This is a genomic window from Sutcliffiella sp. NC1 (genome assembly GCF_027594365.1).
Taxonomy (GTDB): Bacteria; Bacillota; Bacilli; order Bacillales; family Bacillaceae_I; genus Sutcliffiella; species Sutcliffiella cohnii.
The window spans coordinates 2,338,874-2,353,598 of record NZ_CP115153.1 but is presented as its reverse complement, the minus strand read 5'-3'; the positions used below and the strand labels follow the sequence as shown (position 1 = coordinate 2,353,598).

The following is a 14,725-nucleotide window of genomic DNA, read 5'->3' as shown; positions in this document are numbered from 1 at the left end:
TCAATCAGTAAAACAAAAAAACACCACTAATGGTGTTTTTTGTTAGTATTCATCTTTTATGAAGGACTTCGAAATTCTGGAAAATCAAAGATCCATTTCATCCAAAATGACTGAACTCTTGAAAGTTGTCGTTGATACGTATTATATTGTCGTTCATAGTCTTGCCGTAATTTAGATGGAACTTCTCCTTGTGCTTCTCTCTTATCATATTGCTCTTCTAATTGTTGGAGTTTAACAATTTGCAGTTGTATATTTTGATAAGTCATAACCGCCAAAAAACTATATAAAAATACAATTAAAACAAGCGTCAATCCTAAATATTTCATTAAAGTTGTTTTCATAATATCCCCTACCCCTTCCATTTATAATATGTAAAATAGAAAGCAAGGGCACGGCGTTTAATAAATTTTTGTATTTTCAAATGATTTCGAGGGAAGAGGATAAGACAAAACTAAATTGATCATGATAAAAAACGAACTAATGTAGGATTAGCGGAGGAAATATACGGAGACTCCAGCGGGAAGAAAGGCATAGGTGAGACCCCGCAGTGCGCAACAGGAGGCTCACCAGCCGCCCGCGGAAAGCGAAGTATATTTCCGAAGCGGTTTTTCCCCGTATATGTATTGCTTCTTTTTTACTTTGATGAAAATAGTTATGTCCCTATCTCCTCTACTATTTACTCTAAAAACGTTTAAATTGAAATCAGAGTAAACTATTAGTAATATAGAATCATGTTAAAAACGGAGGTACACCTTATGACTACAGTATTAGATATTATTATTGTGGCGGCATTCGCCTTTATCTTTTTCGGTGCATATCGCTTTATAAAAAACAAACTAACTAAATAATTAGCGCATGAGAAAACGGCTACCTAGAAATGAGATAGCCGTTTTTCTTCATATTTTTTTGTCATTCTAAAAGGTAAATATAAGAGGAGAAAAATGATAAAAACTACTAATTCAAGGAAAATAATGTAGATAGGATAAGGTCCTAACATATCTAAAAGAGTTGGATTAGCAGGCTTTCCCATTAAAAACATATAATTCCCACCAGTAACAATGTTAATGACATAAACAATGAGCGCAATACATTGCAAACTTATAAATGCTTTCCACAAGGAAGAAAAAGAAATCCTGTATTTTTCTACCCAAATCATATATAAAATGGCCAGTATAATCATACTATGTGCAAGGAAGAATTGGATAAAACGGAAATGCGGGAATCCGTAAAACAGTTCCGGTGTCAGCAACGCTTGTATAGCACCACCAATGCCTAAAAAATAAACGACTTCAAGAATAATTTTTTGTTTCGTCAGCATCATCCAACAACATAAATAAAGACTGATAGAGCATAGCTGTAATGGTAACGTATCTTTAACATTCCATACATTCATAGATAAATACCAAACGTTCAAAGATAGTTCACTAATAATTAGCAGAAATAAAATGAACCATCTGACATATCGTGTGATAAAAGGACTGTTTCTAAAAAGATATAAGGCTACTACAGCAAGCAATATAATTATAAGAACGAAAATATGTGTGGTAGAGAATATAAGTGATCCCTTTAATACATTGTACGGGTCTAAAAATGTTTCTAACATTTTTTTCTATCCCTTCTCTTTAACTTTTACTTTTACTCTAAAAAGCGCGCTCGTTCTTCTGGCGTAGGTAACATACAAGCAGCTTTCTTTCCGAACCATTTATAACGATTTTTTGCAAACTTATCATAAATCCAATCACGAATAGCTCGTGGAATAATGATAAAGACATAAGCTAACTTCCACGGAAACGTTAAATGCTTACAAATTTTTAAGGCAGCATCAGATTTTGTAAAAATGCCTTTTTCTGTTACTAAAACTACACTATCCGTTAAAATTGAATGTTGTTCTATCAATTGTTGACCAGTTTTTCCTTGTAACGATGCAAATAAAAAAAGTTCCTTAGCATCACGTTTCATAATAAATTGCACGGATGATTCACAAAAGTTACAAACACCATCAAAAAGTATGATTGGTCGCATATTACTCCCCCCACTTTTACTACCTAATTCTTTATTCCTATTATAAGAGAACAATTATAAGAAATATATGACTATTTATTAAAAATACTTGAATCAAAAAGCTGTTTTCGTATATGATAAAGTATATATTTAAGAAAAAAAGAAGCAAAGTGCGCCAACACTTTGCCTCCTGACTTGGATAATGTCCGCGGAAAGCGCGGCTACTGTGGAGCACAAGTAAATAATCCACCCGGCTACCTTAACAGCAATTAAGTCACGGGTGGATTATTTTTTTGTGATTTCCTTTATTAACACTATGACAATATTTAAGAACGCCAAAATAAACATTCCGGTCAACAATGCCACTTGGATCTCACTCATCGGCACCACCTCCATTCCCACAGAGGCTTTAGCCGCTCCACCCGTCTATTATACAAGTCTTACCTATTATAACATGTCCACCTTTTCAGGAACATGTGTTTGTAGACCTATTTTGTATTAAATTCCTAACAATTAATTATATACGATAATTGTTCACAATTAATTTCCTAATATAGTTGTGACGTACCATATACATATGTATACTGTTATTTGTATACTTTTTTACTAAGCTCAAATGAACTTAAAATTTTCTACGTAAGCGAGGAACGTCATGTACTACAAAACGATTAAACACCCGTCTTCGAAAGAATGGATTGTTCTATTTCACGGCTTCGGTGGAAACGGTACCATTTTCTATAAACAGTTAAAAGCATATCGCTCCAATTATAATTTACTGTTATTAGATCTTCCTGGTCATGGGAAATCACCATTACCTCAAGGTGTAGATTTAATGGAATATTCTGCTCAAAAAACAATCACTATATTAGAAGAGTTAAAGATTTGTTCCGCTCATTTTATTGGACTATCTTTAGGAACGATTGTTATGCAAGAAGTAGCATTATTGAACCCAAAAAAAATCAAATCAATGATATTAGGTGGGGCTACTCCTAAATTAAAAAAATGGGGAGAGCTGTTATGTCGAACATCTATGCTTTATCCAGTTCGAACACTATTACCTCATATGGTTCCGTATAAAATATTTGCAAGAGTATTGTTACCGAAAAGTAATCATGCAGATTCCCGTAAAGCGTTTATTCAAGAAGCGTACAAGCTTTCAAAAGAAACATATATAAAATGGATCATTGATGGGGTTTATAAAAAAACTGCATTTTATAAGTTAAATCAACATGAAAACAACATCCCAAAACTGTATATTTCAGGTTCAGAAGACCATATGTTCCTTCAAAATACAATAGATTACGCTACAAAAGAATCGAATGCACGGATGGAAATTATTCCGAATTGTGGTCATGTGTGTAATATTGAAGAAAGTAGTAAATTTAATGATCTATCACTTTCATTTATGGAAGAGGTAAATGAGCAAAAACATTCTCGTCAAGTTGTTTAATGATAAAAAGCTGCCCACTCCCTCACAGGAAATGGACAGCTTTTTTTATCATTTTTTCGAACGGTTTACTGTTTTATGGACTTTTTTCCATTTATCCTTTTCGACACTTTGGGCACGTTTATCATTCTTTCTTTCTAAATAAGCAAGCTCTCTTTGTAGCTTTACGTAACTTTGAAACCTGGAGAGGTCCAACTTTCCTTCTTGAATCGCTTCTCTCACAGCACAATTCGGCTCTCCATTATGCGTACAGTCTCTAAATTTACAAGCTTCTGCTAACTCCTCTATATCTTGAAAACTACTTTGTAATCCACTTTCTACTTCCCATAATTGGAGCTCTCTCATTCCAGGAGTGTCTAGAACAAGTCCACCATCGGTAAGCACGTGTAATTCTCTATAAGTAGTTGTATGTCTACCTTTATCATCATCTTCTCGAATCCCTTTAATGACCATTTTTTCTTCATCTAGTAAATAATTCGTAAGCGTTGACTTTCCTGCCCCGGAAGAACCAAGCAATGCGACCGTTTTTCCTCGTTGGAAATAATGTTGAAGTACTTCTAAACCTATTCTTTCTTTTACACTAACAACATGTATTGGTACACCAAATGCTACCGTTTCAATTTCCGCAACTGCATTTCCTATATCATTACAGAGATCGGCTTTCGTTAATATGACGACTGGGTTTGAACCACTTTCCCAAGCTGAAATTAAATAGCGTTCTAACCGCCTCACATTTAAGTCATGATTTAACGATTGAACAAGGAAAACAGTATCAACATTAGCTGCTACAATCTGTTCTTCGGTAGTGGTGCCTGCATTTTTTCGAGAAAACTTACTATATCTAGGTAACACCGCATTTATTATTGCTTTTCCTTCCCCTACGCGTTCTGTCAGTACGACCCAATCTCCAACTGTAGGGAATTCTTCCCTAGACTCCACTTCAAATCGATATTTACCTGAGATCTCTGAAAGAAGTTCACCTTTTTCTGTCATCACTCTGTATAACCGTTTATGTTCTAACATGACGCGTCCTACTAAACTATTTTCATTATCTGTTCTTATTAAGTGTTGCTGTAAAAAATCATTCCATCCTAAATCGATTTTGTTCAATGTTAATTCCTCCAATAAGTTGGTTTTTTCAATAAAAAAAGACCGCAAACAGTTGTTCACGGTCTTTCTGTTCCAAAAATAAAATCCATGAGCAACACACAGCCCATGAACTACATACCAACTTATTTATAGAAATAAACAAATTATAAATAATAGCGACAGGGCTGTGTTACATTATGAAATTGAGCTGTACTCGTTACAATTAACATTTTCATAAAACATCCCTCGCTTTCCTTTTTATGACTATACGGTTATTTTATGTTATTTGATTATAAATGTAAAGAGTTTTTCGTTAATTCTCATCCAAATCATTTGCTTGCTTTAAACGTAATTTATATATGTAGAAGATTGGGATAAATCCACAAACGGATATAATTGCACCAACAACTAGTCCATTTCCCCAATTGAAATTTGGAGTGATGGATGTGAAATAAGCTATTCCGAAAGAAATAAGCAACAAAACAATTAGAGAAATATAGAAAGACTTTTTCGGATTTTTTATACTAGTTTCATGCTCTACACTTACACTCATTGTTAAATAAGCATAAACGATAGTAGTAATCATAAAAACTGCCCATAATGGATTTTGGCGCATTCCGTCAAGACCGCCAACAATTAACTCATAACATAAGATCGCTAGTATCCCCACAGTTTGAACGATATAAGCTATTTTTATATGCTGTAAGTTTCTTAATACAAGTCTTTCATCTGTTATCTTTTTCATAAAATGCCTCCTGATCCACCCAGAAAATTTCGTCGAGCTTTGCATTGACCGCATAACAAATTTGTAAGCAAAGCTTTAGAGAAGGGTTGTATTTTCCTTTTTCTATTAAACTAACCGTTTGTCTTGTTATACCAATACAGTCTGCTAATTGTTGTTGCGTTAAACCTGCTTTTACTCTTGCAACCTTTACATTATTTCTCATACTCAAACCTCCAACATAATAGTAACATATATATTACATAATGCAATATATATGTTGCGAGTTATTTAAAAAAGGACTGCATTTCCATTTTAAAATGCAGTCCCAAAATGTTATCGTGGTTTTCCAGTTATAATTAGTTGAAGTTTTTCACTCCATTCAGATAAACCTACTTCGTTTTCAGCTTGTGCATATAAGAAATGGTTACCGTTTCCATACTGATCTGTATAACTAAATGTACCATCTTCTAATACTTCCACTGACTCTAGTAATGTTCGTTTCTTTCCTTTCTCTTCATAAATGTGAACGATAGAACCAACTTCTCCTTTACCTGTTATCGTAACCGTTGATTCATTAGTTTGAATTCTTGATTCATCCCACGTTGGTGCTGCTGGAATTGTCGGAGTAGGTTGCTCCTCTTCTATTTCAGCATCCCTTGCAAATTGTAATGACTGTATAAATAATTGTTTTCCTTTTTCTGTCCACCCATAATCAGGTCCGATAATATTCGTAACGGCGAAAGAAGATAAATACAGGTGCATATGGTTCGTTCCTTTAAACTCATATGCTACAGAAGCGCCTTTATCGTCACCATCTACATTTATATTACTTATCACTTTACCAGGAAGATCCTGATACGTTGCATACGGACTTTGATTCGCATGTATTTCTATATAGCCATCGTCATCCGTTAACCCTTCAAATATTGGATGCTGTTCATTAAGTTTTAACAAAACTGCTCCTTCGTTATAACCATGCTTGTCGAGTATTGGCGTTGAAAAAGCTTTTTCTAGTAGTGAGATAGAGCCTTCCCCAGCCCAAGAACCTACAAAAACTATACTTACTTCATGGACTGCCGCTGCATCAATTAACCGCTCCAATTCTTCTTTCGTCCCTTTATTAGAATTCACAATAACCAACTCATAGTTTCCAAGATTATCACTAACATTCCAATCTTGACCTTCAGCGTATACTTCTTCGCTATTTAAGAAGTTTACAAGATTGTTATTCCAATCACCAATAACCGCTACTTCAATGGCATTCATCGCAAGAGTGATAGTAATGTCTTCCTCTTCTACGACAACTACCGTAGAAACAGAAATATAACCATCCATATGAGCCGTTATTTCATATTCACCTTCTAAAAGATCCGCAAATTCAAAATATCCATCTTCATTTGTCGTTAATTCCTCTAAAAGTATCGAACTAGAAACTTCTGTTAATGTTACTTTTGCTTCCGTAATACTCTCTTCAGTACGGTTGTTTATAACTGTCCCAGTAATCGTCATACCATCTAGTTTAGTTAATGTAAAATTAGCTTCTACTGATTCTCCTAAGTTTTCGACAACAACCGTTTCTGTTTTCTCTTCATAACCTCTTGCTAGCGCTTTTACTTCATACGTACCGGAGCCTACTCCTAGTCGATACTGTCCTTGCGCGTTTGTTTTTGTTTCATAGCCAAGCGCTTCAATAACAATTGTTGCATTAGAGATTGGTTCACCATCTTCTGTAGTTACAGTACCAACTATTTCTCCTAAACTAGCAGAAATGGCCCAATCGATTGCATTCGTATAAAGTTGTTTTCCTTCTTCTGTCCATCGCGTTTCCGGTTGTCCGTAAGAGCCAACTCTCATTCCAGACAGTAAAATATGGACAGAGTTTGCACTTGCGAATTCAAATCCAATTCCTTCTCCTAATACCCCGCGTTCATCATGTGAGATGGAACCAATTGTTGTACCACTATAGCCAGAATAAACTGCATATTGTTGGCTACTAGTACCATTATTTAAAATTTGAATTTCATCTTCTGTAAAGCCAGCAAAGATTGGATGTTCATGTAACACTTTCACGTTCACATGACTAGGTACGAAAGCCCAACTTACGTTTGCTGGGTTCCCAACAGCATCGGACAAATCACGAATTGTACCTCCACTAAATTGAGAACTAAATATAATACTTACATCATTTTCTGATGTTGCTTGTAAAAACTCATTAAACTGAGCTTGACTCATATTAGAATGTTTGTCGTTGAATATAATGACTGCATATTCACTTAAATTGTCCATTAATGGTGATAAATTACTATTTACAATAACTTCCGAATCGTAGCCTCTATCTGAAAGAAATTGTTGTATCCGATCCCCATATGTGGATGTGGCGACAATTGCAACCTTTTCAGAAGTTTGAAGTAAAAACGGAACGACTATGCTTTCGTTTTCTTCTACTACAACATTCGCTTGTACGACAGACGTATGTCCAGGAGCTGATGCACGAACAGAATAAGTGCCAACAGGGACATCGACTTCATATTCTCCGTTTTCATCTGTCATTGTTGTAATCGGAGTACCCATAATAGTTATGGTTGCACCTTCAATTGGAGTTTCATCTTGTCCATGTAAGACAGTTCCTTTCACTAGTCCAGCACGGTCTGTCGATAACTGGAATGTCCTATTTATCGTTTCTCCATTTTCTAATTCTACTTCAAATTGATCTGTTACATGGCCGAACGCTTCTACCTTTAACGTATATTGTCCAGATGGTAGCCCTAAATAAAAGTTGCCTTCTACATCTGTTTCTACTATTTTACCTGTCTCTAGTACGGTAATAGTCGCTTTGACATTCCGTTCTTGTTGATTTTTCACGCTACCATATAATTCTCCGACTAGCGCTTCTTCATTTTCTAACGCCCAATTAATAGCATTTAGGAAGATCGTTTCACGATTCTCATCAAAGTGTTGGCGATTACCTGGATGGAAATTGGAGCTAAAAGTGAAATTCGCAAGTAAAATTTCAACAGATTCACTTGTTCGACCTTTATAAGCAATAGCACTACCTACTCTTCCATCTGTATCGTGGATCACATCAGCTATTACCGTCCCGTCATATCCATCAAACGCATAATAATAATTCGATCCAGCTAACATTGAAAACTCCGTCGGTACACCTTCTAATATTGGATGATTCTCCAATATCGCCCCTTTCATTCCTGCCTTACTTCCTCTAATCTCAACTGGAGGATTGTTCTCATATTCGTATAAATAACGAATTGCTCCTCTCCCACCATGTTGTCCTGTCCAAATGACTGACGTATTCGTTTCATTTAAAGCTAGTTGGAAGGCTGAAAATTCATCTTTAGTTGGAATTAAGCTATTATTATAATCAGAGTTCGCTATAACTAAATCTATCTCTTGTAATAGTTCTAAATCCGTATAGAACATGTTTACTACGTTATAACCTTTTCCTTCTAAATAATCTTCCATCGATACAGCACTAGAAGCTGTAGCGTCTACAATTACCCCAATTGTTGGAGAAGGTTTTAATTCAATCGATAAATTTAATTGTTCGGACTCTTCGATTGTAACTTCCATTTCTTTATGAACATAGCCGTCCTTAACCATTTTCAATATATAATCCCCAGGCTCTAATCTAGAAATAGAAAAGTTCCCTTGACTGTTCGTTACACTCTCTCTTGGTATTCCTACGATATTTACTTCTACGCCTTCTAGTGCTGATCCGTCTTTTTCATCCTCTATCGTACCAACGATGGAACCAACATTTTCAGAAACAACCATTTCAATTTCCAGTGGTTCAAAGTTATTATCTAGACGGATTTGTTCTATCTTTCTATCATATCCAAAAGAGGTAATTGTAACGTCATAATCACCATCTTTTATAGCGATAGAAAATTCTCCTGTTGAAGGGTCTGTAGCGGTATCAAATGGTACTCCGTCCACTTCTACACTCGCATAAAGGGGATTAGCTTCTTCATCTGTAATTACACCAGAAATCACATTAAACTGTGTATAAGCAGCCCATACAACTGCATTCGTTAGCAGTCGAAGCCCTTCTTCCGTATAGTGTTCAAAATGATGGTACAAACCAAATCCGTGACCACTCATAAGTAGTTCTACACTATTATCCGTTCTAGGCTTATATGCAACTCCTAAACCATGTGAATCTGCATTTCCTTCATGTGTAATCTCCGCTATCGGATAACCACTATAATCATCAAAGTAACTAATTCGGCTACCACTTGGCAACAATAACTCTACTTGTTCCCCGACTTCTATTCCTTTAAATATAGGATGTTCTTCTAAAAGAACATAATTTGCCGCTTTTGTCGTATCTGCTACATTTCTTCTAACTTGTGGATCCTCTCTGTAATTGACTAAATGATTTATACCCGAACCTGAAGAATATACGTCACCAAGTATAACACTCGTTTTCGCTTCGTCTGCTTTCTCCATCATATTTTCAAATATTGATTTGTTAAAACTACTACCCGAAATGTCATTAATAAAAATAACATCGTAATTACCGACTTCTTCGGCTACATTTTGAACGGATAATGGTGTGACAGGAATTCCTGCTTGACTCATTGTATATTGGAAATTTCGATTTTGACTGAAATAGTCCCCTAATACCGCTACTTTTGGCGTTGGATATAGACCTATTTCCAATTCATCTTGTACTCTACCTACTTCGATATTTTCTGAGTGAAAAATGTATCCTTCCTTTTCAATTCTGAGTTTATATTGTCCATACTGTAGACTCGTAAACTCAAATCTTCCGTTAGAAGTTGTTTCCTGCTCAACAATAATTTCTTCATTTTGAATTAACTTTACTTCCGCATTTGCTATTCCTAGTTGTGTAATACTATCGGTTACATTACCAGATAACCGATCTCCATTTGAGTGGTGTAATACAATCGTAAGCTCAACCGGTTCACCATTTATTATTGTTACTTGTTCTCGTTGCGTTGCAAATCCTGGAGATCTTATTTCTAACACAAAGGTTCCTACGTCATGATAAAATTGAAATTCACCTTCTACATCTGACTTTTCTTGTTGGTTTGTTTCCACTATTATAACTTCCGCTTCTACTGGGTTACCTTCAAAATCTACAATCGAACCACTAACTTCACCAAAGGTAGCTTCTTGTAAATAACGGACACCGTTAAAAAGAATCGATTGCATGTCAGCTAACCAGCCTTGGAGGGGCGATACCCACGGTGAAGCGGCATGACTTCCTAATAATAAATGAGCACTGTTTTCTGAAACTGCCTTATAAGCTACCCCAGTACCTACCATTCCTTGTGTTGTACTTCCAATGGAAGCGAGATGTCGACCTGAATAACGGTTAAACCATGCAAAGTCACCTGTTCTCGTATAAAGTGTAACTCGCTCTCCTTTATTCATGCCTTCTAGAATTGGATGCTCTTCATCAGCTTGCAACCTAACTTGCCCAGACCCATAATAATGCGCAATTTCTTTTGGATCTTGTGTGTATTCAGTTAATTGACGAATAGAACCATAATTAGATCCCCACGCGTCCGCAAAAATTAAGCTAACATCATGCTCTTTTGCTACATCAATTAATTGATTAAATAACGTTTCATCAGGTTTCCAACCACCAGAACCGTAGGCGCCATTTAAATAAACAACATCATAACGGTAAATATCATTAATAATATCCCACTCGCGTTCTTCTGCTAGGAATCCATTCATATTTAATAATGCAGTTACTTCACCTTGAAAGTCATTCAACACAGCAATGTCAAAAGGTGAAAGTTCCACTGTCATCACTGCTAATTCATTAGGAGCAACAGTTACTGGTAGTAGCACTTTCTCGTAACCGTTTAATAAAAATTCAACATTATATGTTCCTTCAAAAATTTCTTCCACATGGAGCTCACCTTGTTCATTAGAGACTCCTTGTAAACCTGTATCTTGAATGACAATATCAACATTAGGTAAACGATTACCTGTTCGTTTATCTTGTACAGAAATTTGCAATGCTCCTATTTCTGCATCCTCTAATTCATAATTCAGCGTTTCTTTGTAACCAGAAACGATCATCACTTCATCTTCTATTTGTTTCTTCCCATACGATGAAACCTTTAATGTGTATGTTCCTGGTTCATGCTGTAACGAAAATGCACCTTCATTAGATGATTGTGTTCGGTAATTTGTTTCCGCAATTGCAATAATCGCTTCTGTACCATTTCCGTCCGAATCCGTGATAGTACCTTCTATCGTCCCGTTAGAAACATAACTATCTATCCCACTACGATGTGGTACGATTACATTTCCAGGTACAATAGGTATGCCAGAAGTACTATAATCTTGTAGCGACATTTCTTTAAGAATAGAACCGCTATATACGTCTAGCGCGTAAAGCGTACCGCTAGTCCCTGCAAAAAATAGGATTCCATTTGCACTTACAGATCCGTTGTGTACACCGAAACCTACGAATCGATTACTCCAAAGTTCGGTACCATTTTCACGATGGAAAGCCCGTACAATAGGTTGAGTCGAGGAATTAACGATTACAAATTCTTCATATACGATCGGAGAACCTGCTTGAGTATCTCCTATGCCGCCAACTTGCCATACATGTTCCCCATTCACTGCGTTTAACGCGTGCAATGTACCACTACCATTGCTAAAGTTCGCACTTGTCACGTAAAGCGTCCCTTCCTGATATACCGGACGAGAAGCAAACCCTTCGTTCGATAGTGTAATAGACCATGCTTCAGATCCATCTTCCACACGTAAAGCACGTAACGTCCGGTTGTCATACGTACCTATAAAAATTAGCCCTTCACCTAATGTTCCACCAAAATAGGAGGCTCCACCAAGTTCTTTTCTCCAAAGGGTTTCACCATTGTCAGCATTTAGTGCGTAAAAAGATGGATTATCATTTAAACCAGACCCAATGTATAAAACTCCATCCTTATAAATGGCAGATTCATATACAGCCGGTTGTCCAATAGACTTACTCCATATCGTTCTACCAGTTTTTAAGTCTAATGAATACATCGTTCCATCTTGTCCACCTGATACAAATACTTTCCCGTCCGCAATAGTCGGGGTAGAGCGATTTGTAGCACCGAGTCGAACACTCCAAATTTCTTCACCAGTCGACCGATTTAACGCTGTAATCCATCCACGATCCGTAGTAAATACAACCGTATTTTCTGTTACCGCAGGAGTAGAAAACAAAATTTGACCTTTTGAGCTTGTTGAATATGTCCACTGTTTTTGCATTCCGTCAATATCAATCGCATTTGGTGATACCGCATTTCTTTCATAACTATAATTCGCTGTTGACCAATTGCTATTGGATGATAGGTTATGCTCGTCTACGTACAAATCAAGTTCTACATTGTTAGTTATCTCAACTTGTTCCGTATGTCCTTTAATTCCTTCCCCTGTAATAATTAATTCGTAGTTACCTATCGGAATATTTGAAACAGAAAAAGCTCCACTTTCATTCGTTCGTACTGCCGCTAAAGGCGTCCCTTTCATTCGAATATATGCAAATCGTACCGGTTCATTTGACGTAGTCTCTCTTACAGTACCTGTAACCGTATATCTCTCCGAAGGTTGTAACACCCATTGCACTTCTGTTGTTTCCCCTTTTTTCACTGTCACTTCTGTCTGTAACAAGTCATAACCAAAGGCAGAAACTAGTACTCTATGTGTTCCTTCTCTTACAGAAAATTGAAAAGTTCCGTCGTTAGATGTCACTTCCATATTTTGTGTTGGAATACTAATTTTAATTGGTACCTCAATAGATTCTTCAGATTGAATTGTCCCACTAATATTCCCTGCAAATGCTGCTTCCGTTACAGCTTGGTAAACATTAATAATCCCATGTCCGTAAACATCATTAGGAGTATTCCCCATGAAAGACTCGACTCTAGCTGTTCTTTTTAATATATCCTTAACTTCCTCAATCGTTAATTGTGGGTTTGCTTGGTAAATTAATGCTATCGCACCAGAAACATGTGGTGCAGCCATCGATGTACCACTAATAGTATGGTATTCTCCAGCTCCTCTTACAGAAGGCCAAGCTGAATAAATTTGATGACCAGGAGCAGACACATCTGGCTTAATGATTCGTTGTTGATTTCCGTCTTCATCTGTCCAATAAACAGGACCGCGGCTACTAAATGAAGCAATTTGATCATTTACATCCGTTGCCCCTATTGCAAAGCTTTCTGGAAAACTACCTGGTGACCCGACCGTTTGGGAACCAGGTCCTTCATTACCTGCTGAAAAGAGTGGAAAAATACCAGCTGCAACCCACGCTTGAACATCTTCATAAAATTCAGTATTATACGCATTTGCATTGCCCCAAGAATTGTTAACAACATGCGGAGCCTTTGATGGGTCTCCACCCGGAGCCATAAACCACTCAAAAGCTTGGTGTATTGCAGATAACGTCGTAGAACCACCATCATTGAAAATTTTAGCAGCTATCCATTCAGCTTCAGGAGCAACCCCTATTGGCTCTCCTTCGCCACCACCTACAGCTGTTCCAGCAACGTGAGTCCCGTGCCCGTGACCATCCGCTGGTGTGGCATAATTGTTACCTGAGAGATCTATCCAAGAATATTGATGATTTCCATCTCTACCACGATAATTATGTCTCAGTGCTTCATGGTTTCCATCCACACCAGTATCCATTATCCCTACGACTATTCCTTCACCTTTTAAGCCATAATCCCCCCATACTTTTGGAGCGAAGATTTTCTCTAACCCCCATTCTGGTAAGCGCGGCTTCGACTGTTCAACCGTAATCTCAGGCAATGGAACTTCTTTATCCAACGTAATTCTTTCTATTTCTTTATGATTCTTTAACTCTTCTAAACCATCTTTCGAAACCGTTAAAGTTATTCCATTAATAATCCAAAGTGTATCTTTCTTTTTTGCTTTTCCTTTTATCTCTAATGATACAATAGCCTTCTCTATTCCTTGTTGAGAGGTTTTTGCATTTTGTTGGAGAGAGGTTACTACTTCTTTTGCTTTAGTAGATTTTCCTTTCCCTTTTGTATCGGCATATATTTTATTATAATCTGCTTGTCCTTTAAGCCGAACTATTACATCTACTTCCTTTTCCTCTTCTAACGCCTCATAAACTGCTTGTTCGATTTTGTCTTGTGTATCTACTTCTACATTTATTTCAGGTACGTCCCAACCTATAGCAGAAAGTAAATGTTCAAACTCCCCTTCCTCCAGTGCAGTAGAAGCCACTTCTTGTTCATAAAATTCAGCCTCTCTCTCTTTCTCAAATTGTTCATCTTTCACTTGCAAATCAATTACTTTATTTTCATTTTCGTTTGCAAAGGCAACATGAGGTAAAAAACTACTAACCAATAAAAGCATAATAAAGAACTTGGTAAGCATTTTACTTAATCTCTTCCTTTTGTACACTCTATCCACCTCCATTTATTCAT

At 36.6% G+C, this 14,725-nt stretch carries 8 protein-coding genes; 1 reads left to right on the top strand and 7 read right to left on the bottom strand.

The features are described 5' to 3' along the window. Positions 1-56: 56 nt before the first annotated feature. From O1A01_RS12240 to O1A01_RS12230, 3 genes are all read right to left on the bottom strand, one after another. Positions 57-341 (bottom strand): hypothetical protein, encoded by a 285-nt coding sequence (locus O1A01_RS12240; protein ID WP_066415826.1) that lies wholly within the window; start codon positions 339-341, stop codon positions 57-59. 530 nt (positions 342-871) lie between these two features. Beyond that, on the bottom strand, positions 872-1,603 hold the full coding sequence (locus O1A01_RS12235) for a YwaF family protein (RefSeq protein WP_066415828.1): 732 nt from the start codon (positions 1,601-1,603) through the stop codon (positions 872-874). A 32-nt stretch (positions 1,604-1,635) separates the two neighbouring features. Next, positions 1,636-2,022 carry a thiol-disulfide oxidoreductase DCC family protein gene (locus tag O1A01_RS12230; protein ID WP_066415831.1) on the bottom strand — a complete coding sequence of 129 codons (387 nt, stop codon included), beginning with the start codon at positions 2,020-2,022 and terminating at the stop codon, positions 1,636-1,638. Between the two features lie 631 nt (positions 2,023-2,653). Between O1A01_RS12230 and O1A01_RS12225 the strand changes: the two genes are divergently transcribed. Continuing rightward, entirely contained in the window at positions 2,654-3,451 is a 798-nt protein-coding gene (locus O1A01_RS12225) for an alpha/beta fold hydrolase (protein WP_066415832.1), read from the top strand. A gap of 48 nt (positions 3,452-3,499) precedes the next feature. Here the strand turns inward: O1A01_RS12225 and rsgA are convergent, their stop codons facing one another. The 4 genes from rsgA to O1A01_RS12205 form a co-directional block, all read right to left on the bottom strand. Further along, positions 3,500-4,558, bottom strand: a complete 1,059-nt coding sequence (gene rsgA / locus O1A01_RS12220) for a ribosome small subunit-dependent GTPase A (RefSeq protein ID WP_066415833.1) — start codon at positions 4,556-4,558, stop codon at positions 3,500-3,502. 292 nt (positions 4,559-4,850) lie between these two features. Continuing rightward, on the bottom strand, positions 4,851-5,282 hold the full coding sequence (locus O1A01_RS12215; RefSeq protein WP_066415834.1) for a hypothetical protein: 432 nt from the start codon (positions 5,280-5,282) through the stop codon (positions 4,851-4,853). Then, entirely contained in the window at positions 5,263-5,484 is a 222-nt protein-coding gene (locus tag O1A01_RS12210) for a helix-turn-helix transcriptional regulator (protein WP_066415835.1), read from the bottom strand. Before O1A01_RS12210 ends, O1A01_RS12215 begins: the two co-directional genes overlap by 20 nt. A 110-nt stretch (positions 5,485-5,594) precedes the next feature. Next, a complete protein-coding gene (locus O1A01_RS12205; protein ID WP_270066337.1) occupies positions 5,595-14,702 on the bottom strand; it encodes a carboxypeptidase regulatory-like domain-containing protein in 9,108 nt (3,035 codons plus the stop codon). Positions 14,703-14,725 lie beyond the last annotated feature (23 nt).

Coding starts and splice junctions, on each gene's coding strand:
- O1A01_RS12225 (WP_066415832.1), top strand. CDS start 2,654: ATGTACTACAAAACGATTAAACACCCGTCTTCGAAAGAATGGATTGTT.
- O1A01_RS12230 (WP_066415831.1), bottom strand. CDS start 2,022: ATGCGACCAATCATACTTTTTGATGGTGTTTGTAACTTTTGTGAATCA.
- O1A01_RS12235 (WP_066415828.1), bottom strand. CDS start 1,603: ATGTTAGAAACATTTTTAGACCCGTACAATGTATTAAAGGGATCACTT.
- O1A01_RS12210 (WP_066415835.1), bottom strand. CDS start 5,484: ATGAGAAATAATGTAAAGGTTGCAAGAGTAAAAGCAGGTTTAACGCAA.
- O1A01_RS12240 (WP_066415826.1), bottom strand. CDS start 341: ATGAAAACAACTTTAATGAAATATTTAGGATTGACGCTTGTTTTAATT.
- O1A01_RS12215 (WP_066415834.1), bottom strand. CDS start 5,282: ATGAAAAAGATAACAGATGAAAGACTTGTATTAAGAAACTTACAGCAT.